The sequence below is a fragment of the Bacteroides sp. 1_1_14 genome, from assembly GCF_000162515.1.
Classification (GTDB): Bacteria; Bacteroidota; Bacteroidia; order Bacteroidales; family Bacteroidaceae; genus Bacteroides; species Bacteroides thetaiotaomicron.
Genome location: NZ_GG774704.1, coordinates 128324 through 153508, shown reverse-complemented (window position 1 = coordinate 153508; position 25185 = coordinate 128324). Strand labels below are relative to the sequence as shown.

Below are 25185 nucleotides of genomic sequence, written 5' to 3'. Positions count from 1 at the left end.
ACACGACTTTACCTGATGGTGATTCTATATAAAATCAATGATTTAACTCTAAGATAAATTCATCATCTTCTCTCACAATATACCCCGAACTCTGCAATGGAGGTAGTACCATTAGAGTTTAAGACAGTCATTCGTACCGCATCTCCCCAAACCGTATCGAAACGGTGGATTTTCACACGCAGACCGGTAGGAGCCTTACCTTCGTAAAGGGGTTTCCATGTACCACCCGCACGGTATTCCAGACGGTATTCCTGCAAACGGTCATTGTTACGATCCGTAATAACCACCATATTGAAAGATTTCTCGCGCTCAAAAGTAACCGAATACCAGGGCACTTTCACTTCAGGATTAGAATTCCAGCAGGTCCCGAAATCATCGTCATTGGCAAAGTCCATGATAGCATAGTCACTGCTCCATGTACCTTCGGCAGGCTGATATTTGGCAATGTTGGAAGATATAATAGGAGCATCCGCTTCGGGAACCGTTGCTACACGACCGTCGTTCTTCCACAGTTTACCTATTTCCTTCAGAGCTTTCAAGGCGTTGGCATCCATCAAGCCGTCTCTGTTGGGAGCTACGTTCAGGATAAAGTTACAGTAGGATTTGCCCATCGGGATGATATTATCATTGACCATTTGTGCCGGAGACTTCACAGGGGTAGTCGGGAAACTTTCTTTCCAGAACCAGTTCTGCTGTAACGGCAGGCAAGACAAGGCAGGCAGACGGTTGGTATCTTTCGAGATATGCTGTCCGGCTCCTTGTTCGTAAGACTTGATGTCCGTGTAAAACAAAGCCTCGGCAGGATATTTCGCTGCATTCAAATCCATCACCAGACAGTTGGGCTGGATTGATTTGACCAGACGATAAATATCTTCAAAAGGTACGTCATCGTAAGAGATACGTGACCACGGGGCATCCCAACCGTCAATGATCAAAGCTGTTATTTCACCATAGTTGGTCAACAGTTCGCGAAGTTGCTCCTTGATCATTTCGATATGCTGCGGAGTTATACACTTGGGACGCAGGCGGGCATGCGTATCGAGGATCGAATAATAGAGCATCACTTTCATCCCTTCGGCACGGAATGCGTCGGCATATTCTTTTACCACGTCACGTTTGAACGGGCTGCTCATTACACTATAATCGGTCGTTTTAGTATCCCATATACAGAAACCGCTATGATGTTTCGTTGTCAGACATCCGTAGGTCATGTTGGCTGATTTTGCCGCTTTTGCCCATTGTTTGCAGTCCATCCTGACAGGGTTGAAAAGCTCGGGAGCAGCATCCGGGTCCGGCCAGTCCTCATTAAAGAAGGTCGGCATGTTGAAATGAATGAACATACCACAGCGTAAATCAACGAATTCCTGTTGCAGCTGGTGCAACGACTTAGTTTGAGCATTCAGGCATAACACCGAAGTTACACCCAGGATCATCAGTAAAAACAGTCTTTTCATCATCTATTCATTTATTAATTATTAATTAGTTAAGTACGTTAGCATCATTAGCTTATACTATCTTATTCACATTCATTCTCAGTCTCTCTGATACTTCATCCACATTCCACCTTTCGAAGTGGCTTCCGTATCGGGACACAAAAGATAGATGTAGAATTTATCTCCTGCACTCTGACGGTCGTGACGAACAACAAAAAGCCCTTTCTCATTGAACCAGGTATCTATCAGGTCTTTACAGTAGGCATTTATCTCAGCTACTTCAGTCGCGTTAAGAGTACCGCCGCCGCAAGTCTGTCCGCTGCCGGATATGTTCTTAAACAAGACACGGTCTTTATCGGAATTATTCATCAGGATGCTTGCTCCTTCTTCACTGCTCGGGAAAGCGAGGTTTGCAAACCACCATGTCCAGATAACGAGCGGTCTTTGCTTCGCGCTTCCACTCCATCCGAAATCATAGCTCATGGCATTTATATCGGCGATTGTTCCACCGGAGCTTGTAGCCTGTCCGCCTGTTCCCGCCCATATTTCATCGCAAGCGGCACCATGATCCTGCGCTTTTCCGAGTGTGAATTTTCCTCCGGAAGTCACATAGTCGAAGTCATTGACCGCTCCCTTGTTGGAGGTCAGGGTTACATTTGACATACCGTCTACCGCCACCGCATCACCGGTGCAATCAATGGCTTTGAAGGCATAAGTGGCTCCGTTCACCGATTTAATCTGTTCTACCGGCGTGTCCAGTTTGAAGATTTGCCCTTCTTTCGTCAGTTTAGATTCATAATATTGCGTATGGCCGTTCGCATCGCTTCCATCCTTGTTTTCAATCGTTATTACCTTGACAGAAAGATCATTGACACCATTCAGTACCAAGCCATAATAACCGATCAAATTGCCGGAAGCGTCACAGATGGACTGATTATCCAATAAGTTTTTCTCAAAGAGTTCGGTAAAGTCCACTTTTGAAGCAACTTTACCATCGATGTATGCCTGTGTAGTCGGCTGCAGTTCAATGGTATTGCCGGTAGATTCACCGTATAAGTTCAGCTGTGGTGCCTCTCCTTCTGCCGGAATCTCTGATACGACAAACTTGGTATCTGCAAATTCACTACCCAGGTTTTGCAGATGGACATCGCAATTCTCAATATCCAGTGCCACTTCCTTGCCTTTGGCAGAGAATGATGTTTTTCCTTCTACCGCCATCTCCAGAAAGTCCGAATCCAGTGTCACTGTTCCGTCTTCATGAAACTGGAAGTAAAACTCGTGCCCCTGATAGTCAGCTTTCCAACAGCCATCGGCTGTGCCATACAATATTTCTTTAACGGAGGAAGCCTTCAGACGGTCACCATCTCCGTAACCCACGTCATTCAAATCCAAGGTATTGCAACTCCAAAAGCTCGTGCACAGCACAGCTAATGCAAATAATACTTTCTTCATCATAGTTGTTTTTTAAAGGTTGCTCTATTAGTTATTTTGCAGGAACACTTCCACCTCTGTCTTGTATTCGTTCCAGAGTTCTTCCATCGTAAGGTCCGGGTAGCTCTCCTTCAGGATATACTTCACCGCATCCTCCAGGCTCCACTGGTTGGTCAGTTCGTCCATCAGCACCGTCCACGGCAACATACGCACGAAGTCGCCATTATAAAGACGCAGCCAGCTCATAAAAGCACCGGAAGTATTATAGTCAACCTGCCAGACAAAGTATTTATCACTCTGCGGATTCCGGTAAGACTTGGCGATAGCGGCCTGATACTCTTCTTTTTGCGTAGCCAGAATATATCCTTTGCTCGCTACTTTCACAGCGTCCGGCCATCCTTCCTGATACCCCTGTCGGTCACAATCCTGCACACCTTCCATGATATATTTTCCTTGTTTGGGCATCCACTGCACGCAGTGTCCCATCTCGTGCATAAACACATGCTGCATGTCCGGCAGTTTCCACCACGCATCGTTCGGATTGCTTTCCGAAGCCGGATAAACAATACCTCTTCCTTCGTTATGGGTGGGGTAATCTATCGCATACGCTCCTCCGGTCTGGTCTTTCTTGATAAAGACACGCAGTTTGCTGTAAGGGTCGAAAGCCAGATTATAGGGGTCGAATGACATAGCCGCACAATCCATATAATACCATTTCCGGAACTCTTCCTGAGTAGCAGCCTCATCTCCGTTACCTATCAGATTATACAATGCAGAAACGGGACGTATCTCCGAATCACTCTCAAAGGAAATCTGAACTTGTGTCGCCTGGCTGGTTTTAAAATACTGCCAGGCAGCATAGTTCATATCCACTTGAAGTTCATACTTATCCGCCTGATCGCTCAGATTCGTCCAGTCACTTGTCTGCCGGGCACCGTCGGCATCTTTGTAGATAGAACGGAAACGAAGTTCCTCTACACCGTAACGGTCTGTAACCACTACTGTACGATATTTACTCAGACGCAGAGTGGTCGGCTCGTTGCCATAATCCCGCCTTTTCACAGTCAGGTTGCCAAAATCACCGACATTCGGGATCATGACGCGCTTTATCTTTTTGCCGGAGAGCAGGGAGTTGAATTCTACTTCCACTCCCACATATTCATCTCTCTTTTCCCAGCCAGAGTTACTGCCGTCCCACGTGAGGTAAAGTTCATTCAGCACCTCATCATATTTCGCCTCTTTGAGAGGGGCAGCCGCATATCCGGCTACGGTATTCCCGTCTTTCAGTACAGGCTGATAATCTTTATAGATGTCAGGAGTTGCGAAGCTGTCTTCCTCACCGTAGCAGGCAGCCAGTGTCAGTGAGACAAACAACCCGAAAGCTATATCTTTCCAATGTTTCATAATCTTCTTGTTTAAGCGTTATTGTTCGAATATCGTATTACCATCCTAAGTTTTGTACCAGTGACGGGATACGACGGAGGTCATCATAAGGTATCGGCATGAAATATTGCTTTTTCGTAAATGCTACACGAGTCTCAAAAGAGGTCCTTTCGAAGAATGCCGGATAATCCTTGTCCATATTCATACCGTATACTTTGCCTCCTTCGCCTCCGGTGTGATATGCCGGATAGATCCAATGTTCGGGATCATTCTGTCCTTCCGCCACTTTCCAGCGACGCACATCGAAATAGCGGTTCCATTCGAAGACTAGTTCAACCAAACGTTCGCGGCGGATACGATTCAGCAGATCGGTCTGTGTCTTCGGACAGGTTATTTTTGCCGGCTGTTGCGGTAAATGTATATTCGGGGATGCCTGCACGGACACGGATTTTATTCAGATAAGTCAGGGCATTGTCGAGATCGCTGCACATACAAAGTGCTTCGGCATATCCCAAATACATATCTGCCAGACGAAGTACCGGAGAGAAGTGTTTCGAGCCGTTGTTGTTAGAAGCTTTCGCACCCCGACGGATCAAGTATCCCGAATCCGGACAGTCGCCGGAGGCTTTGGACTTGCCGCAGGTTCCGTTTGCACCGTTGGTGAAGTCTGTGCGCATTTCCTCATTGTACTTACCTTCGTTCAGCCAGATAGAGCCGCTATAGGTAATATTCACATAAAAGCGCGGTTCACGGTCTTTCCACTGTTTCAGCACTTTGGACTTATCGGCGTCAAAGTAAAGACGGGAAGGGTTATTGGGGTCATAATATCTTCCGGATGTGAAGTTGTTGGCGCTCGGTATGCCCTCGAATTTGTCATAGCCGGGATCTTCTTCGATGGTCAGTCCGTCTTTCGTAAAGAACAGGTCTACCGTTTCCTGTGTTGTATAATAGCCACCGCCGCCAGTCACATCGGTATCCTGGAAGTCGGTAAACTTAGGGCATACCCAGTAGGTATAGTCGTACAAATCTCTCAGTTTCACAAAAATCAGTTCATCAACAGCTTCCCAGGTTGTGGTGAAAAACTCGCCCGCAGCCCTGCACGAAGCATAAGGGTCTAGTTTTCCATTCGTATAGACCTCGGTCAGCTTGTATCCCTGTCCGGTTGCGAAGGTCATAAACCGTTCATATGCATCGCGTGCCTGAGCCCATTTGGAGTTATCTTCGGTCTGAGGGAAAAGTTGTTTGCCGTCTTTATTCTTGACTGACGCCTGATCCGTATTTCCGTTGAAAAGCGGACTTGCCCAATAGAGGTACAGCTTTGCCTTGAGTGCCATACAAGTGGCGACATCCATACGTCCCAGGTTTGCCTTTCCGGCTCTCTGGAGCAAATCGCCGGAATCAATGGCGCTCTGCAATTCCGTAGCAATGAAGTTTACGCATTCATCTACCGAATTACGTTCTTTAATCAGTTCTTCCAAGGAAGCGTCCAAAGGAATGGGATCTTCGCCAATCAACGGAATGGGACCGTAAAGGCGCAGCAATTCAAAATAATAGTATGCCCGCAATGCACGTGCTTCCGATTTCCACTTTCCACGTGTAGAGGCGGCGGCTTCTGTACATTTATCTACGTTCTGGATGAACGTACTTGCTTTGGCTATTGCCTGATAGTACTTTGAAAAGTATTCACTTGCCTGAGCTGAAGCGGAGTTAAAGGAGCCGTTGGTCCATTCCGCATACGTTTTGTTCCAGCGGTTTGCTCCGTCCAACGATGCTTCCGTAAAGATACCTCCGTAGGTGTTCGGATGAATGGCATCTGTCACTTCACGCACGTAGCTGTATACATTGTTCAGATATTCTTCCGTCCTTTGCTTGGAGGCAAACGTTTCGTCCAGTCCAAACTGCACACCGGGAATCGGTTCAAAGAAATCACTGCAAGCAGTCAGTCCGACACACATCGATGCAGCCAACAGGTATTGTTTTATTCTATTCTTCATAACGATTATTTGACTTTAGGGTTAAAAACTAAACTTGACTCCGACCGAATAGCTGGATACATTCGGATAAGCTGTTCCATTACTTGAGTTCAGCTCCGGATCCCACAGCTTGAAGTTAGAGAAGGTAAGCAGATTCGTACCCATGAGGTAGACGCTTGCACTTTTGAGGAAACATCTGTCCAGCAGCTTTTTCGGTATATTATAGGATATGTTCAGTTGCTTCAGACGCAGGAAGCTGACGTCTTTCACCCACCACGAACTTTTCTGAACATTATTCGTGTTGGCGTCACTGCCGACATACATGCGCGGATAGAACACATCTTGATTGGTCGGATCGTCGGGACTCCAGCGGTCGTGGATGTTGGCAAAGACATTGTCACGGCCTTCGTCATCCCAGAAAGGCTTGATACAAATGCCGTCCAGATAGCGGTCGGCCTGTCCGGTTCCCTGAAACAGGGCGCTGATAGAAAAGTCTCCGATCTGTAGGTCAGCACCGAATCCGTAATAGATTCTGGGGACATCACCGCGTCCGATGACGGTCTTGTCATAGTTGTCGATCACCCCGTCTCCGTTCAAGTCACGGTATTTGATATCGCCTACATGTACTGTCCCGAACTGGGTAGCATGGTCTTCAATCTCCGCCTGACTGGTAAAGAGCCCATCGGCTATGAATCCCCAAGTCGCATTTACATTCGTACCGCGTGTCTCCATCCAAGGATAGTCTACCGGCGGTTCGTCGTTCTCTATAATCTTGTCTTTATTGAAAGTCAGATTGCCACGTACCGTAAGGAATGTCTTCTTACCCAGCCGTTGTGTATAGTCCATCGCCAGCTCTATACCTTTATTTTCTACGACACCCAGATTAGCATAAGGGTTTTCGATCCATCCGGCGTAGCTGGGGATTGTACTGCGTTGCAGGAAGATGTTGTCGCGACGTTCCTTGAAAAAGTCGACTACAAAGGACAGATTATCATTCAGGAACTTGATATCGATACCCAAGTCTTGCTTTCTGGATTTAGACCAAGTGACATTCACACCATACTTTTCTTCTCCATAACCGTTGGCACTTGTATAATTGGTTCCGAACATGGTTCCTGTCAGACCGGTGAACACCCCCTGATACATGAAGCGTCTGCCTGTTGCGGTATCACTGCCGACCCATCCGTCCGTATAGCGGAATTTGAGGAAGGAAATGTATTTGCGGACCGGATTCCAGAAAGATTCATTGGAGACTGCCCATCCCAGACCAAAAGCAGGGAAGACACCATAACGCTTGCCCGGACTGAAGTTCTCCGAACCATTGATACCGAGATTGAATTCTGCGAAGTAACGGTCGTTCCATGAATAAGTAGCACGTCCGGCAAAACCGCGTTGCTTGTAAGGCATACCGCCAATGACATCCGTCGCATTCAAATCCCAATATACTTTCTGATTGTAAAGCAACAGACCTCCTACCCGATGAGCACCGAAACTACGATCATAGTTCAAGGATGCTTCTGTATACACCGTGCGGCTGCTCCATTGCTCCGGTGTCTGAAGTGACAGGCTACCATCCGCTTCTTTCAGCACCGAGTAGAGGTAATCGCCTGTTTCTTCATCAAACAAGGTGTCTTCTATCCAGATTCCGTTTTCATCCGTTTTACCGGCAAAGGTGTACATCGGTTCATTCCGGTTATACTTTCTCTTACGTGAATTGTAAGTATCGAAAGCTACCATGGCAGAAGCGGAAAGTCCTTTGCTCCACTTCCAGAAATCCAAGTCCTGCTTCACGCGGATATTAGAATTTAACTGGCTGGAAAATTCATCATAATAACCTCCGCGAGCCAGCAGACCGTAAGGGTTGAACTTTTGCTGTGAGTTGATACCGGACACGGTACCGTTGGGCAGCAACAAAGGATAAATAACCGGATTCACATCCATACAGGCTGCGTACAGCGAACTGGTGCTGCTCTGCGGATAGTGTCCCTGTCCCAGATAACCGGAAAAACCCAGATCAACCGTCGTCTTGGAAGTCGGCTTCAGATTCAGGTTGGAGGTGAAGTTATAACGGTCATACTTCATCTGAGTATTGTAGTTCTCCAGCTTGAAGTTGCGGGTCATACCGGTTTCTCCGTAGTAACTCAATGAAGCATAATAGTTTGCATTAGGTACACCACCACGGATATTAATATTCCCGCGACGGTTGTGTCCCCAGTCATTGAACAGGTTATCTGCCCAGTCGATGGCCGGATACAGGTAAGGATTATACAATCGGGGATTGTCATTCGGCAATAAACCGTTGGCCTTCTTTGTCGCTTCAATATAAGCAGCCGAATATTTAAGTGTACCGCTTGTATTCATCTGCGCCTCGTTGCGTGCATCCATGTAAGTGTAGGCATCTGCCATATCTACTTTCTTGGTCAGGCGGGTAAAACTTTCGTAATAGTCCACACTAAACTGCGGTTTGCCTACTTTACCGGGTTTGGTTTTCACAATCACGACTCCGTTGGCACCACGTACACCATATACTGCAGTTGCGGAAGCGTCTTTCAGCACTGTAAACGATTCGATATCTTCAGGGTCGATATTGTTGAAACTACGTTCTACCCCATCAACGAGCACAAGGGGACTGGAACTCTGTCCGAGCAAGGAAGATAAACCACGAATCCAGATATCCGATTCATCGTGACCGGGTTCGCCGCTACGCTGAACGGCAACCACCCCGGCAATGCGTCCGGAAATAGCAGAAGACAGACTTGCAGCAGGCATCTTAATGTCTTTCACATCCATCGTAGACTGAGCGCCTACCACGGATACTTTACGCTGATTGCCGTAACCCACTACTACCACTTCATCCAGTGACGACACATCTTCCACCAAAACGACATCTACGATTTTTTGCTTTGCTACCTTTACCTCTTGCGGCTTATATCCTATATAAGATATGAGCAGAATAGGATTCCCTGTTGAAAGCTTCAAGGTATACTGACCATTCATATCGGTAATGGTACCATTCGTTGTACCTTTTTCCTGAACACTCACCCCTATGAGCAGTTCTCCTTTTTCATCAGAGACACGGCCTGTGACGGAACTTCCTTGCGCCCATACTGTTACACTACACGTAAGTAACAATAGCAGTAGCCATAATGACCTGATGCGATGTTTTTTCATTCCAAACAAATTCATACTACTTGTTTTTAATTAATAATAATAAGGTTACCAAATACGTTTAATACGTTGACGCAAATTAAAGGAATAACCAAAGAAATGAGATACTCCTGTGCGCCAAAAAACAGAGAAGAGAAAAAATGTCTGTTTAAAGTACAGATGGTAAAATAGAGTACTGGATAACACCCTATATATCAGAATAATAAATAATGGAAAACAAAAGAGAGTACAAAGGAGACCAACCTTAAAAAGCAGCACAGATCAGCATGGGAATTTATTTCTTGGCAACTAATACCAGACCGCTTCCTGGCTGTTCACTCCTGATTTTTATGAGTGTCATTCCCTAAAAGCTTCTCTCTATATACCTTAGGAGTTACGCCAAACTTACGGGTAAACTCTTTGTAGAAGTAAGCACGACTGGATATACCTACATCGGAAATTACATCCTGAATAGACAGTTCCTCGTTCTGCAACAAACGGGCGGCCTTCTCCATCCGGTAATCTTTAATCAAATCGCTGGGTGACATACCCGAAATCTCCTTAAACCTCCGGTAGAACTGACGGGAACTCATCAACATTTGTTCTGCCACAAACGTGGAGCCCAAATCTTCACGATCCAGATTCTGCTCCACGACCTGCAAGAACTTCCTGACAAAATCCGCCTGTTCCGTAGTGGTACAAACAATAGAATCTGCCCAGCCTTCCAGGTCTTCCATATAAATCTGTCTGGCTTCCCGCTTGCCATAAATCACTTTATGGATCGTTTCTTTCAGGAATGGTATATCATAAGGAAGAACAATATAAGAATCTGCCCATAGAATCAACTCCCGCTGCATAGACGCACTGACTTTCCATGTCAACATCGGAATAAACGCTGTCTTCGACAACATAGAACGATTCTTATTGACATACTTTATAAAGGTACTTTCCGCATCGGCATACATAAGCATATCCACCAGAAATAAAGTCGGTGCGGACTTATGCATCTCGTCAAATGCCAACTGCACACTCCGCACTGAACGGACTTCATACTCATCGGAAAGTAACGCACTGATCAACCAGACGATCTCTTCCCTGTCTTCCAACAACAAAACTGTTTTTCTCACTTCATTCTGCTCTGCCACAACAACCGGATCGAATGTGATAGTCAACTGATTATCCTGCCCTACAGGGGTTATATAGCGCATCACACTATTCTGCTGCTTCAATGCAGAAAACACGAAACGTTGCATGGTCCGTATCCTGAACATATCATCCGAATCTTTCGCCCTGATAGACAAGAGTTCTTCTCCGGACAATACATCATTCAATCCTTTCACTGTTTCATCCGGAGAAACAAATGTCAGCATCATACAACCTGCTTCTTCTGTCACCGTCACTGATACCTTCTCTGTCTTACAACTGGAAATATAAAGGTAACTGAAATAAAGGATACAACGTAACGCATTCTTATAGGCGGGATAAGTGAAATTTTCCGGAATGTCTAACTGTATCGAAGAGACATCATGGCCTTCTTTTTCAAGTACTTGAAGCACCTCTTCCGCCAACTTCAAAAGAGACAAACGCCCCGAAACCGAAAAATGCAGCGACGACAACAAACGAAAACATTCATCACCCAACCCACACCCAAAGAGCAAGGACATCACAGATTCACGAATCTGACCTATTTTCTCTGCATGTCCTTCAGAGGAGATATTCTTGTCGTTTAGCTGATCACAAGCCTGATAAATGAGAGTACAAGTATTGAGCACCTCACGCGCCTGATAACTATCCGCCGCCAGAGATATATTTCGATTTTCCGACTCCAGTAGTTTCTTCATCATCCGTTCATGACGAAAATACTTGCGGAAAAGATGAATCACATACATTGCCAATACGATACCCAATAGTATATAAATAATGTACGCATACACTGTGCGATACCAAGGGGGCAGAATGTGCACGGGAATCGTGAAGGTCTTGTATTCCGTAGCAAACACATCTTTCTTATAGCGAACCTTAAACAGATAATCTCCGGACGGGACGCTGAAATAGGATGCTTCATTCACACTGCTGAAAGCTCCCCAGTCCTTATCATAACCTTCGAGCATATACGAGTATTCCACATCGCCACCACTGGCATAATCAGGTACTACAAAGAATAAAGAAAACGAAAGATTGGCTCCCTGCATCCGCAGCCCTTTCCTGTCCGGCAAATAATGGTCTTGCAAATTGACAAATGTCTTTTCTATGATCAGCTTACGCAATAATATTTCCGGATAATATTCCGGTGCTGCCGACACCTTCTTATCAAGGTAGAGCAATCCGTCGATTCCTCCGAAGAAAAGACAACCGGTATATGGACAACGGTAATATGCATCATCGCTAAACTCTCCTATCTGAATGCCTCCGCTGTAATAATAGGCATGAGAAAATGAATTTTCCGGATTGAATTTGATCAGTCCGCGATTCGTACCCAGCCACAGCAGCCCGTTGGCATCTTCCAGAATACTATGAATCATGTCATTAAGCAACCCTTGTTCACGACCGATATAATCCGCTTCCAGTTTGCGTTCTTTAAAAGTAACGCGCACCAAGCCGGAGGTAGTGCCCACATACAATTGCTCTCCATGCCAGTGCAAACAGAGAATATCGTCAACAGATTTATGCAGAATCTCATTCAGGGAATAGATCTGATACTCTTCCGTTTTCCGGTCAAAACGTATCAATCCCTTTTGCCTGCTTCCCAGCCACAACAGGGAATCTCCTTGTGGCACCATACTATAAAAGAGGTTAAGCTCTTGTTGCTCATGGTAAAAACGATAATTCTTCCACGATTTGATTTGAACGTCCTGCTTACTGTTATCTACTATTACTTTATAAAAACCTTTACCCGAAGTCGCCAGATAAAGGACACTGTCACTTTCCTCAAAGATGGAATGCACTTCTGCCACTTCTCCTCCAGTTCCTGTTTCCCTATTTGAAAGTTCATGCAACTTTCCATTATCAAAAGAATAATAGCACAAGCCCGAAGAGCCGGTTCCAACCCAGAATCCATTCCTATAACGGCTCTCCAACATGGAGTATACCTGAAATTCCCTGTTCTGCTTGACATACGACATCGCATTCTGCTTTTTATCCAGCGAGTAAACCTCTGTGTTGGATGCGTGTACCCCGTCCCGATAGTTTTTCACATGCAGCAGCCCGTCTCCCTTTGTTCCAAACCAAAGTCCCCCGTATTTGTCGGTCATTATCGACCTTACCTGACGGGTCAAATTAGGTGAGAAACTGTTTAACATCAGATTAGTGGCAATAGAATACTTCTTGGAATACATAATGGCTCCTTGCCCGTCGGTTCCTACCCACAGTACCCCTTGCCGGGAGTCATTATAAATACCATAGATACGCATATTCTGATCGATAATCTCCTCTGCATACTTTTGAGAAAGACGCAAGCGAATCAGACCATTCGTCTGGAATGCGATAACAATATCCTCATAGAAAGGTACAATTCCCGTTATTTGCCCATATTTATGAACCATCTCACCAATGTTACGGATGTAAATCTTAGACTTTCTTGATATATCATACACAAAAAGATCATAATCCGAATCATAGAAACAGAATACACCATTCTGATAGCAGACATACTGTATCTGCTTGGAGTGAAAATGTGAGGGAGTAGTAGTGAGACGCGTAGACAAGGTATCCTGATCGAAAGAGTTTAAAGAGAAACGATACAGGTCACCGCTTTCATAAGGGAAAAGGTATAATTCACCTTCGTCGGTAACAAACGCGCGAACATCTACTTTCAGCATTTTAATATCGGGCATCGGAATCCGCACAAAACGGCGATGGTGGGTATTGTAATAGGCAATCCAGTCATAACTCAACGCCCATGTATTACCTGCATGGTTGGAATGAATCACGAAATCAGTGTCAAATTCGTAATTGCAGATTACCTGCCGTGAATCCTTCGAAAAACGATTGGCTCCCAAATGTGTAGTTATCCATAAGCAACTGCTGTCTGCCTGCTGAATAGAATGAATAATGTTATTGCTCAGCGTCTTTTGTTCCGAAAAGTCTGAACGAAACACTTCCATACTTTTCCCATCGTAACAATTTACCCCATCATAGGTACCAAACCACATCAATCCCTCATTATCCTGAAAAAGACAAAGTACAGCGCTATTGGACAATCCCTGCTGGTAGTCCACCTTTTGGAAAAGATAGGCATCCTTTACATTGTCAGCTATGCTAATCAATGGACAAATCAATGTGATAAAAACTAGAATCAGGCGTATTCTCATAGCATTTTGGAAAGTAATCAGATAATAATATGCACAAAGGTATATTTTCGGTAGCAAATTACCAAAAGTTTTTTTCGCCTTCAGCGGTTACAAACCTAACATTAACAAATAGGTATCTCAGAAAGGCATAATAAGAGAGGGAGGACTCGTTTATTAGTCCTCCCTCTCTTATTATGCTCAAAGCTAGTTGATTGCTGTTACTTGGCTAGTTCATTGATTACATCCATAATTTTCTGACCGATCTCTTCAGCAGCTTCCATGGTCGAAGCCTCGCTGTACACACGAATAATCGGTTCCGTATTGCTCTTGCGCAGGTGCACCCACTTATCAGCGAAGTCAATCTTCACACCGTCGATGTCATTGATTTCCTCGTTCTTATAGATTTCCTTTACTTTAGCCAGGATAGCATCCACATCGATTTCCGGTGTCAGATCTACCCGATTCTTGGCTATGAAATAAGGAGGATAAGTAGCACGAAGCTCGCTCACCTTCTTCCCTTCGTGAGCCAGATGGCTGAGGAATAAAGCGATACCTACCAAAGCGTCACGTCCGTAATGGCTGGCAGGATAGATCACTCCACCGTTTCCTTCACCGCCAATTACAGCATTCGTTGCTTTCATCTTGGTGACTACATTTACTTCTCCTACAGCAGAGGCGCTATATTCCATACCGTATTTGCGGGTTACATCACGCAAAGCACGGGTAGAGCTCAAATTAGAAACCGTATTGCCCGGAGTATGCTTCAATACATAATCAGCTACAGTAACCAATGTATATTCTTCACCGTACATGACACCGTTCTCGCAGATCATAGCCAAACGGTCAACATCCGGGTCTACAACAAATGCAACATCCGCTTTTCCACCTTTCATCAGGTTCATGATGTCACCCAGGTTCTTTTCAAGTGGTTCGGGGTTGTGCTGGAAGTTTCCGGTAGGTTCGCAATAGAGTTTCTCTACATGTTTCACACCCAGACGTTCCAGAAGTTCCGGAAGGATAATACCTCCTACAGAGTTTACACAGTCGATAGCTACACGGAAATTCGCTTTCTTGATAGCTTCCACATCTACCAGGTCGAGAGCCAGTACGCTATCAATATGTTTTTGATTGTAAGTCAGGTCTTTGCGATAAGAGCCCAAGTGGTCTACATCGGCATAGTCGAATTCCTCAGCCTCAGCAATACGAAGTACTTCATTGCCTTCTTCCGCATTCAGGAATTCTCCATGTTCATTGAGTAGTTTCAGTGCGTTCCACTGTTTGGGGTTGTGAGAAGCTGTCAGGATGATACCGCCACAGGCGCCTTCCATCGTCACAGCCAGCTCGGTAGTCGGGGTAGAAGCCAGATCGATGTCTACAACATCCCAGCCCATTCCCATCAGTGTGCCGACAACTACGTTTTTTACCATTTCACCTGAGATGCGGGCGTCGCGTCCCACTACAATTTTGTTGCTTTGTGCCTTACAGGTCTTACGAATCAAAGTAGCATAAGCCGAGGTGAATTTTACAATGTCAAGCGGATTTAGTCCCTCACCCGCTCCTCCGCCAATAGTTCCGCGGATTCCAGAGATAGATTTGATTAGAGTCATAGGTCTTTTAACTAAGATTTATATGGGGGTTAATTCAGTGCTTTGCTGAATGTCCAAATATCATAATAGTATGGATTGACGTATTGTTGTGCTGATGAATGTCCTACCTTGGAAGGAACGATCAAACGTACATGGGCATAGTTGCGCACAAAAGGTAGTGCAAGCAGCCAGCCTGCAGGTACTGCTGTTGATTGATAATAACTTGCCCAATAATAGTCCATTTGTATGAAAGTACCGTACACATAGCTGCCTTCGGCTACATAACGGAATACAGCAGGATTCGTGTAAAGCTGATTTGCATCTCCCCACTCTTCGAGGAAAACATTGAAACAGGTAGTGTCGCGTGTCATTATATCTTCTTCGATATAACGGACGCAGATTTCATTGTTGTTAGCAAAAGTATCCGTTTTGTTCTCGGCACTTCCACGATCTACAATCTGCATATATACACCATCGGAGAGGGCAACGTATTCGTTCCGGATCAAATCGGTGACAGTATCATTCTTCTCAAATTCGTCCTGTGAAATGATCTGGATTCTTTTATCTTTGATGAATTTATTCACCGCATTCTTTTCGTCCTCCAACATTTCAGCATAAGTCTTTGAATCGTCGCACGCCTGGAATATACCTCCGGCTGCCAACAAAGAGAGAAATAAAAATACAAGTTTCTTCATTATCTGTTATTTAGCTATATTCTGCACAAATGTATCTCAAATTCATTGAAAGATGAAAGGGGAAAGTTGAAAGTTGGTAACTTTTAACCTTTCTCTGTCTACTTTTAACCTTCCATTCTTAGCTTTTGGCTGTCAACAAAGGTTTATATTTCTCCAGTGCCTGTTCGAAAACGGCTTTCGCCTCCTCTATCGTTCCGAAAAATTCACCGCCCGAAGCATTCAGATGACCGCCTCCGTTAAAGAATTCGGCTGCAAGCTGATTGCATGGGAAAGTACCGACCGAACGGAGCGAAATCTTAATCATCGGCTTTTCCGTATCTTCCCGCAAGAAACAGGAAAAACATACGTTCTTAATGGTAAGGGGAATATTCACAAACCCTTCGCTGTCACCTTTTATATAGTCAAACTTACTTTGTTCTTCCTTTGTCAGCGATATCAATGCGGCATTGTAATCTGAATAAACCACCATATTTGACAACACATACCCCATCAGACGCAGGCGGCTCTCTGAATATGTATTGTATACTTTACGGTAGATATCATCTTTATCAATCCCTTTGGAAAGGAGTTCGCTGATGATAAAATAAATCTCACGATTGTTGGAATTGTAGGTAAAGCCACCTGTATCCGTCATCATACCGGTATAGATACATTCTGCTCCTTCCTTTGAAATATCACTGAAGTAGCCCATACGACAAATCAGACGGAATATCAGTTCGGAAGTAGAAGATATTTTAGGATAAGACATGGTGATCTTACAGAATTCTTCAGGATAAAGATGGTGGTCGATCATCACTTTGCGTGCCGGAGAAGCTGCCACGGCATCCGCCATCTCATCAATACGCTTTAAGGCATTAAAGTCCAGACAGCAAATCACATCAGCTTCGGCAATCAATTTGTCCGCAAAGTCCTTATAGCGGTCATACAAAAGGATATCCTTGCTGCCCGGCATCCAGCGGAGGAAATCGGGGAAAGCGTTAGGAACAATTACATTTACTGTCTTCTCCTGTGAATCCAGGAAGTGATAAAGCCCCAGTGAAGAGCCGATAGCATCGCCGTCGGGCGACACATGAGAAACGATTACTATTTTGTCAGCGCGCTCAAACCACTTGGTAAAGTGGTCGATTTTTGCCTGTTCTATTACTTTAGTCAACATACCATATTCTTTTTCGAGTTGCAAATGTACGATAATTCTTCGTACTTAGAGCAAAAACCGCACAGAACCTTCTTCAGACAGAGTGATAAAATGCAGATGCAGTCTCTTACATTCCTCCCGAAAGAACTGTTTGCGATCATCGGAAAGGGAAGCATCCAACAGGATACAAGATGGAGAAAAGAGTCCGGTAAGTTCTTCCAGACGACCGTTATAGCCTTTGCATAAGTACATATAATTAATAAATAACGGCGAAGCGGCAGATTTGTTCCGCCATCGATTATCGGTCACCATACAAATACGGCAGCCATGATAAAATACAATCTGCTGATGACGACAGAAGTCAACGTTCTGACAATCAGCCGTTACTTCTATTGGAGGCAGAAGTTGATGACGTCTCCAATAATTAGCCGCTACAGCCTGCAAACGGCGCTTATCAGAAAGGGTATCGGCATAGTTCAGCCAAGAAGTCCCATCCTCAGCAATACAATGAATCGCCGGACAACCACGGACATTGTAAAATACAAGGCTCGGACAAGGACGGTCATACCAGCGCATGACCGTGTGATAAATGCCCAGACACAACAGGCAGGAAAAGCAAACAACAAGATTCCTGAACCTTCGGGTCTTCAAATAATAAAGGAAAAGCAACAAGAAAATGTAGATGCCCAACACCTCCAGACGATAAAGCCAGATACCATCCAAGGAAGCATAAGGAAGTTGCTCAACCCACCGGACAAAATCATTCAGCACTTTCAACAGGAATCTGACTGCTCCCGCCATAACAAACTGAACGGCAGGCAGTGGAGTCAGAAGAAGCATAAGAACGGCAGCATACAAAGTTACAGTCACCAAAGGTATGACTACTAAATTAGTCAGCAGAAAATGAGTGGAGAAATGGGAGAAATACAGCATTACAAGCGGAGCAGTTCCTATTTGCGCAGCTATCGATACACTCATCAATCCCCAAACATATTTTCCTATCCTGCTCTTCACAGGCAACAACTGATAGACCGGTTTCTGAATCATCAAAATAGAAAGTACAGCTAGAAAAGATAATTGAAAACCAACATCGAACAACCAAGCCGGATTGACCAACAGCATTACCCATGCGGTAGCAGCCAGTGTATTCAGAGTCAATGATTGGCGTCCGAACAGTTCCGCTATTGCCAAAACCGAGAACATACTTACCGAACGGACGACAGACGGCGACAGACCGGTAAAAAAGGCAAAAGACCATAATAAAACAAGGAGCAGAACGGAACGGAAATATCGCCCTGCCTGCCACTTCCTTGCTAGAGGTTTCAAAAGGAGGAAAAGCAAAGCATACAAAAGCCCTATATGCAGGCCGGATAGAGCCAAGACATGACTGGCACCGGATACTGAATAACTTTCACGGATAGAGTCACTTAAATCGGTCTTCTCACCCACGGTCAACGCTGAAAGCACAGCCAGTTCATCTCCTTCAAATCCCAGCTTCCGATAAAGGTTTATCACCTTTTCCTGACAAAACATCGCAGTATACCTGATAGATGGTGACCATAACGCCCATTTCCCGGATGCTACGTACCCCGTTCCACTAATGCCATGACGCATCAAATAGCGGGCATAGTCAAACTCATCAAAGTTTCCTCCGTTAGCGGGTGGAGCAATGCGGGCAGATACCAGCAGTTCATCTCCTATCTTTAATTGTTTATCCCCCAGTTTCAATAAAGTAAACAATGAATCTTTCTGCAAATAAAGAATAGCCTTTCGCCCTATCGGACATACCCCTGACGAATCTCGCAGCTCTTTAAGCAATACCCTACAGAGCAACGTCCGTTCTTTAGTCTCCGGAGTATCCGTTAGTCGTACCCGATAAACCGCTTCCTTCTCCGGAAAGTCATATACCGTTTGTTTTAATTGACAAGTAATGCCTAGCCACCCGCCTGCGAAACAAAGTGCAAAGACAGATATTCCAAAACACCACCGAAGTGAACGCCGTTTCAGAAAATAGAGGGCAATGCACAGTCCGGCAAAGAGACCAAAGTTCAGAATACTCCAAAACAGTTCCGTCGATTGATCAAAGAACCAATCTCCACAAAAAACGCCTGCTATCCACGGGATAATCAGGCGTATATAAGGATACTGATGTAAAGAGGCAGTATTCAATGTGTCCGTTACAACTTGTGTAACTGGCGGATCATCTCTTCCGGGTCCGGTGCTCCGAAGACAGCATTGCCGGCTACCAGCACATCCGCTCCTGCTTCCACCAGTCGGGCACCCGTTTCCAAATTCACACCTCCATCCACTTCAATCAATGCTTTTGAACCGGCCCGTTCTATTAAAGCACGCAATTCACGGACTTTCTCTACAGAATACTCAATGAACTTCTGACCGCCAAAACCCGGATTCACACTCATGATAAGTACCATATACACATCCTGAATGATATCCTGCAATAAAGCAACAGGAGTTGCCGGATTGATTGTCACTGCCGGCTGCATTCCAGCTTCTTTGATTTGCTGAATCACCCGATGAAGATGCGTACAAGCCTCATAGTGAACATTCATCGTATGTGCGCCCAACGCTTTCACTTCAGGGATAAACTTCTCTGGATTGACTATCATCAGATGTACATCCAACGGTTTGTCCGTCAACTTTGCTACATACTTCAGCACCGGGAAGCCGAATGAAATATTAGGAACAAATACTCCATCCATTATATCAATATGTACCCACTCCGCTTCGCTGCGGTTTATCATTTCAATATCTCTCGCCAGATAACCAAAGTCGGCAGAAAGGATGGAAGGAGAAATAATCGGTTTCATCATTCTATTGTTTTAAGTTCTAAGTTAGCTTGACCGTGGTCAGTTCATTCTATCAATTCATTTTATATCCATCCGACAAGCGGAATCCACGAAGCAATTCATCGGTCTTCAGACGTTTCTTGCCGGGAAGCTGCAAAGAGAGGACAGAAACAAATCCATCGGGCACAGCCACCTTTATATATTTCTTGCCATCCGTCACAACTGTTCCGACAGGCAACTGATGTGCCTCATAAATCTTCTCGCTCTCAAAAATCTTCATCACCACCGCTTCTCCTTCCGGACTGACCAACTCACTCCATGCAGCAGGATAAGGCGACAGACCACGAATGAAATCATACACCTTTTTCACCGAAGAATTCCAGTCAATCCGGCAAGTCTCCTTAAATATCTTCGGAGCGGGACGTAGTTCGCCCACCACTGCCATATCTTCCTGAGCAATTGGTTTCACCGTATCATTCAAGATCGCATCCACGGTTTCGAGCACCAGCTTACCACCGAGGATCATCAGTTTATCGTGCACCACTTCCACATTATCCGTGTCGGCAATGGGGACACGTACTTGCTGAATCACTTTTCCGGTATCAATCTCGTGTTGCAGGAAGAAGGTAGTGATACCAGTCTCCGTATCGCCGTTGATAACCGCCCAATTGATAGGAGCAGCACCCCGATACTGAGGAAGCAACGAAGCGTGCAGGTTGAAAGTACCCAACCGCGGCATATTCCAGACCACCTCCGGCAACATACGAAAAGCAACCACAATCTGAAGATCAGCTTTCCACTCACGAAGTGCCTGCACAAAAGCCTCATCCTTCAGTTTCTCCGGTTGCAGCAACGGCAAGTTCTGTTCGAGTGCATATTGCTTGACAGGAGAATATTGAATTTTGTGTCCGCGTCCGGCCGGTTTATCGGGCATCGTTATCACGCCTACCACGTTATAACCACCCTCTACCAACTGACGCAGGGCCTCCACCGCAAAATCGGGAGTACCCATATAAACGATCCTTAAATCTTCTTTCTTCATAATCTTCTTATTATCTTCGTAGAAGTTATCTGCATAGTAACCTGGCTCCGGCACCTTGCCGGTTAATCTTCAGAAAAATGTACCAGTACTTGGCGGTATGAGTTAAATATCTTTGATTTGGAGACAAATCCCTGATATCGTCCTTCTTCGTCCACTACCGGCAGATTCCATGCTTTGGTATCATCAAACGTCTGCATCACTTGTTCCATTCCATCCGTATCGAATATCTTGGCAGGAGCAGATGTCATTAATTTATTAACAGTAAAACGGTGATAAAGTTCTTGCCGGAACATGATGTTGCGGATATCGTCGAGCAGGACAATTCCCAACAATTCGCCGGTCTTTTTATCCGTCACTGGAAACATATTACGGTGGGAAGCGGCAATGGCTTTTACCAACTCTCCCAAGTCCATTTCCGGATGCACGGCTACAAAATCTTTCTCCACCACATTCTCCATCTTCATCAAGGTCAGCACTGCCTTATCCTTATGATGTGTGAGGAGTTGACCGCGCTTGGCAAGACGCATGGAGTAAATACTATGAGGCTCGAAAGCTATAATCGTTAAATAAGAACTGACAGACACAATCATCAACGGCAGGAACAAATCGTAACCTCCGGTCAGCTCGGCTATCAGGAACACTCCTGTCAACGGAGCGTGCATAACCCCACTCATAACACCCGCCATTCCCATCAAGGCGAAATTCTTTTCGGGCAGATAGGCGGAAAAGGCAAAGTCATTGCTGAAATGAGAAAACACGAATCCGGCAATACACCCTAGATAAAGCGAAGGAGCGAAAATACCACCACACCCGCCGCCACCGTTCGTCGCACTGGAAGCAAACACTTTCAGCAAGATAATCAGCATCAGATAAACCTGCAACAGATTACCATAGCCGTAGAACATAGAGTTGTTCATAACCGTGTCCCATTCCGCAGCCGAAGTTCCGTTCAGCAGAAGTTCGATTGTATCATAGCCTTCACCGTAGAGCGGAGGAAAAAGGAAAATCAGCACACTCAGCATCACACCGCCAAAAGCAAGTTTCTGATAAGGGTTCTTGAGTTTTCCGAATACTCCTTCAATGGAGTTCATCGCCCGTGTGAAGTAGAGAGAAATCAGTCCGCAGAAGATTCCCAGCAAGATCACGTAAGGGATACGTTCCAGTTCGAAAGCCTGGTCGAGGTTGAACTTGAACATAGCCTCCGTTCCGGTTGTGATATAGGAAACAGTTGCCGCAGTCACGGCGGAAATCAGCAAAGGAAGCAGAGAAGACATCGTAAGGTCGATCATCAGCACTTCCAGCGTAAATACCAGTCCGGCAATCGGGGCCTTAAAGATTCCCGCAATCGCCCCTGCCGCGCCACAGCCGACGAGCAGCATCAGCGTGCGGTGTTCCATCTTGAAAACACTTCCCAGATTGGAGCCGATGGCCGAACCCGTCAGCACAATCGGTGCCTCCGCTCCGACCGATCCACCGAAGCCGATCGTGATGGCACTGGCAATCGTAGACGACCAGATATTATGTCGTTTGATACGTCCCTGACGACGCGAAATCGCATACAGAATCTTGGTAACACCATGACTGATGTCATCCTTCACAATATTACGCACAAACCATCCCGCCAGGAAAATACCGATCACCGGATATACCAAATACAAATAGTTGGCCGATGTCGCATTAAAGTTGTTTGTCAGAAAATTCTGTATCTGATGAATAAGGAACTTCAAAAATAAAGCGGCAATCGCAGTGAAGATCCCGACCAGAAAGCTCAATATCAGGATAAACTGCTTTTCCTTAATATTAGCTTCCCGCCATTTGATGCAACGCTGTAGTAAACTCTGTCTCTCCTCTCTTTTCATCTATTCACGAATTATCTTGATCACTCCGCCTTTATCTAACTTTATAATACTTGAGGGCTTGGGACGGCTCATATCATCCTGTCGGAAGCCGACTATATAGTCCACTGCCGACTTGACTTCTTCGCTGATCTCAGTAAAGTTGGCCGCTCCCGGCTGTCCGCTGATATTGGCAGAAGTGGAAACAATGGCTTTACGAAATTGCTGACAAAGTCGTCTGGAGAATTCTTCATTGGTCACCCGGATACCCACGCTGCCATCTTCCGCCAGCAGGTTCGGGGCCAAATTCCGTGCACCGGAATAAATAATAGTCAATGGTTTGTCGGCTACTTCTATCAGGTCCCATGCCACATCGGGGACATCCTGTACATAAAAATCCACCTTCACAGGAGAGTCTACCAGTACCAGCATAGCCTTGCTATCGGCACGTTTTTTTATCTCATACACCCGGTGTACAGCCTCTTCGTTAGTAGCGTCGCAGCCTATGCCCCATACGGTATCGGTGGGATAAAGGATGACACCTCCTTCATTCATCACTTGACAGGCTTTTTTAATATCTTCTATCATTTCTTGAACTATTTCTGTTGAGAATAACACGCAAAAGTAGTACTTTTGCGTCGAAATAAAAAAGATTAAGGGAAAACAATGGAAGAAATCGTATTTCATCATGCACTGCCTATCCAGTTGCGCTTCAACGACGTAGATAAATTCGGTCACGTCAACAACACTGTCTACTTTTCTTTCTATGACTTAGGGAAGACTGAATATTTCGCATCCGTATGTCCGGGAGTGGACTGGGAAAAGATCGGCATAGTGGTCGTTCATATCGAAGCCAATTTTGTAAAGCAGATTTTCGCATCCGATCATATTGCCGTACAAACCGCCGTTTCTGAAATTGGAACCAAAAGCTTTCATCTCATCCAACGGGTGATCGACACGGAAACCCAAGAGGTGAAATGTATCTGCAAATCGATCATGGTAACTTTCGACCTGGAAAAACATGAGTCGATGCCACTAACCGAAGACTGGATAGAGGCAATCTGCAAATTCGAAGGGAAGGACGTACGCAAGAAGAAAAACTGAAAGAAATAAGCCTTCCCCGGTGTCGGGACCATTCCTCATCGGTGCCTGACTTCGGAGAGCCAAAACCTAAGCGATAAGAAAAGTTTTATACTGAATCATGTCCGCTATATAATAGAAATTACTTGCTTATACATTATATTATATAATTCCTCTCTCCAAAAGTGAACAGCAACCATGTGAATACTCTCTTAATGAACATAAAGGAAGTTTGCCACTTTACGCTCTCCTTGATGATCATAGTTTCTGTTATCACAGGGAAAGTTCACAATTCCCTCTTCCGGTGCACCGGACAGCCATAAGGCGGTAGAACCTCCTCCATCCAGATTCAGCGCATCTTTTCCACCCAATGCATGAAGCAGATGTGCCAGTTCCGGAATGTTGATTCCGACAGCATTTTCCGGAGATCGCCCATCGACAGTAACAAACAGAATCTTTCCTTCTTCAGTCAGACAAACAGCACTACGCGGATGTTTGGTTTCTATAAAATTGGCATTGCACTGACTCCAGTCATAGTATTCCCCGTCTTTCAGCATCAACGGGCCAGAAGCTAACACAGAACCTTTATTTTTCTTGTAGTTCTTCTCGATCTGCCTGTCCCAAGGAATGAGCTTCACTTTTCCTTTCTTCTCATAAACTGCTCCTGTCACCCGCAACTTCAATTCATCCAACGAAGTAGTGTCCACAACCTGACTTCCCACCTTCAGAAAACAGACGGAGTTTCCTTTCGTCATATCAAAATAGGAGCCGTTGATGGCTCCGATGGCCTGATATTTCCGGGCAATCCGGCTTATTTTCTCCAATTGTCCGGTAAAGGCAATGCCGATCTTTTTGCCAGTCTTCGGATTTATCTCCAATATATTAATGGACTGAGCGCCTTGATAAAGAAAAGGGATGGAAGCCCGCTTATGTACAATTCCATTTTCTACGGTCACCACTTCCCAAGGAGCTGTCACTATTGCTATAGAGTCAGCAACAGTCTGTGCATTTACGACCCTAACGGACAACAAGATTAGAACAATGATACCAACAAGATTTCTTCTCATAAACAGTCTGTAAGTTTTGGATTCATATTTCGTGTAGCAACTAATCACACAAAGATATACTTCTCCCGTCATATAACTAATATATTCGGATATAAATTAATTCATTTATATGTGATTTGTAATCAGATGTATGAAAGAAGCATGGAGGACTTGACAAACCGCTTTTAATGTTGTATCTTTGTAAGTGAAAACCGGAAGTAAATTCGATAACATTGATAATATAGACGAAATATGAGCAATAATAAGTATTATATAATAACAGATTACAGGCATTCCCACTCC

The 25185-nt window shown here is 45.0% G+C and carries 17 protein-coding genes; 1 reads left to right on the top strand and 16 read right to left on the bottom strand.

Going from position 1 to position 25185, the window contains the following annotated elements:
* Nucleotides 1-62 precede the first annotated feature (62 nt).
* The 15 genes from HMPREF9007_RS17055 to HMPREF9007_RS17120 all read right to left on the bottom strand — a co-directional run bounded on the left by HMPREF9007_RS17055 (nucleotide 63) and on the right by HMPREF9007_RS17120 (nucleotide 23344).
* Nucleotides 63-1454, bottom strand: coding sequence for an alpha-L-fucosidase (locus tag HMPREF9007_RS17055; protein ID WP_008764196.1), 1392 nt, complete (start codon nucleotides 1452-1454; stop codon nucleotides 63-65).
* Nucleotides 1455-1532: 78 nt separating this feature from the next.
* Nucleotides 1533-2888, bottom strand: coding sequence for a hypothetical protein (locus tag HMPREF9007_RS17060; protein WP_277754639.1), 1356 nt, complete (start codon nucleotides 2886-2888; stop codon nucleotides 1533-1535).
* A gap of 24 nt (nucleotides 2889-2912) precedes the next feature.
* Nucleotides 2913-4268: a basic secretory protein-like protein gene (locus HMPREF9007_RS17065; RefSeq protein ID WP_008760873.1), complete on the bottom strand. Its 1356-nt coding sequence runs from the start codon at nucleotides 4266-4268 to the stop codon at nucleotides 2913-2915.
* A 37-nt stretch (nucleotides 4269-4305) separates the two neighbouring features.
* A complete protein-coding gene (locus HMPREF9007_RS28060; RefSeq protein WP_254306571.1) occupies nucleotides 4306-4587 on the bottom strand; it encodes a RagB/SusD family nutrient uptake outer membrane protein in 282 nt (93 codons plus the stop codon).
* Complete coding sequence (locus tag HMPREF9007_RS17070) at nucleotides 4580-6241, bottom strand: RagB/SusD family nutrient uptake outer membrane protein (RefSeq protein WP_346962710.1); 1662 nt, start codon at nucleotides 6239-6241, stop codon at nucleotides 4580-4582. Before HMPREF9007_RS17070 ends, HMPREF9007_RS28060 begins: the two co-directional genes overlap by 8 nt.
* Nucleotides 6242-6262: 21 nt before the next feature.
* Complete coding sequence (locus HMPREF9007_RS17075) at nucleotides 6263-9406, bottom strand: TonB-dependent receptor (protein WP_008760872.1); 3144 nt, start codon at nucleotides 9404-9406, stop codon at nucleotides 6263-6265.
* Between the two features lie 296 nt (nucleotides 9407-9702).
* Complete coding sequence (locus tag HMPREF9007_RS17080; RefSeq protein ID WP_008760871.1) at nucleotides 9703-13677, bottom strand: two-component regulator propeller domain-containing protein; 3975 nt, start codon at nucleotides 13675-13677, stop codon at nucleotides 9703-9705.
* A gap of 197 nt (nucleotides 13678-13874) precedes the next feature.
* On the bottom strand, nucleotides 13875-15263 hold the full coding sequence (gene glmM / locus HMPREF9007_RS17085; protein WP_008760870.1) for a phosphoglucosamine mutase: 1389 nt from the start codon (nucleotides 15261-15263) through the stop codon (nucleotides 13875-13877).
* Between the two features lie 29 nt (nucleotides 15264-15292).
* Complete coding sequence (locus HMPREF9007_RS17090) at nucleotides 15293-15937, bottom strand: DUF4827 domain-containing protein (RefSeq protein ID WP_008760869.1); 645 nt, start codon at nucleotides 15935-15937, stop codon at nucleotides 15293-15295.
* 118 nt (nucleotides 15938-16055) lie between these two features.
* Nucleotides 16056-17093 carry a DHH family phosphoesterase gene (locus HMPREF9007_RS17095; RefSeq protein WP_008760868.1) on the bottom strand — a complete coding sequence of 346 codons (1038 nt, stop codon included), beginning with the start codon at nucleotides 17091-17093 and terminating at the stop codon, nucleotides 16056-16058.
* A 45-nt stretch (nucleotides 17094-17138) separates the two neighbouring features.
* Nucleotides 17139-19241 (bottom strand): ComEC/Rec2 family competence protein, encoded by a 2103-nt coding sequence (locus HMPREF9007_RS17100; RefSeq protein WP_008760867.1) that lies wholly within the window; start codon nucleotides 19239-19241, stop codon nucleotides 17139-17141.
* An 8-nt stretch (nucleotides 19242-19249) separates the two neighbouring features.
* The gene (gene rpe, locus HMPREF9007_RS17105) at nucleotides 19250-19900 is read right to left on the bottom strand and encodes a ribulose-phosphate 3-epimerase (RefSeq protein ID WP_008760866.1); all 651 of its coding nucleotides are present in this window, start codon (nucleotides 19898-19900) and stop codon (nucleotides 19250-19252) included.
* A 52-nt stretch (nucleotides 19901-19952) separates the two neighbouring features.
* Nucleotides 19953-20921 carry a methionyl-tRNA formyltransferase gene (fmt, locus tag HMPREF9007_RS17110; RefSeq protein ID WP_008760865.1) on the bottom strand — a complete coding sequence of 323 codons (969 nt, stop codon included), beginning with the start codon at nucleotides 20919-20921 and terminating at the stop codon, nucleotides 19953-19955.
* Between the two features lie 62 nt (nucleotides 20922-20983).
* Nucleotides 20984-22780 (bottom strand): chloride channel protein, encoded by a 1797-nt coding sequence (locus HMPREF9007_RS17115; RefSeq protein ID WP_008760864.1) that lies wholly within the window; start codon nucleotides 22778-22780, stop codon nucleotides 20984-20986.
* Entirely contained in the window at nucleotides 22781-23344 is a 564-nt protein-coding gene (locus tag HMPREF9007_RS17120) for an L-threonylcarbamoyladenylate synthase (protein ID WP_008760863.1), read from the bottom strand.
* Nucleotides 23345-23422: 78 nt separating this feature from the next.
* Between HMPREF9007_RS17120 and HMPREF9007_RS17125 the strand changes: the two genes are divergently transcribed.
* Nucleotides 23423-23860, top strand: a complete 438-nt coding sequence (locus tag HMPREF9007_RS17125; RefSeq protein WP_008760862.1) for an acyl-CoA thioesterase — start codon at nucleotides 23423-23425, stop codon at nucleotides 23858-23860.
* A 188-nt stretch (nucleotides 23861-24048) separates the two neighbouring features.
* Here HMPREF9007_RS17125 and HMPREF9007_RS17130 read toward each other — a convergent pair whose 3' ends face one another.
* Nucleotides 24049-24903 carry a phosphodiester glycosidase family protein gene (locus tag HMPREF9007_RS17130; RefSeq protein ID WP_032850266.1) on the bottom strand — a complete coding sequence of 285 codons (855 nt, stop codon included), beginning with the start codon at nucleotides 24901-24903 and terminating at the stop codon, nucleotides 24049-24051.
* Nucleotides 24904-25185: the final 282 nt, after the last annotated feature.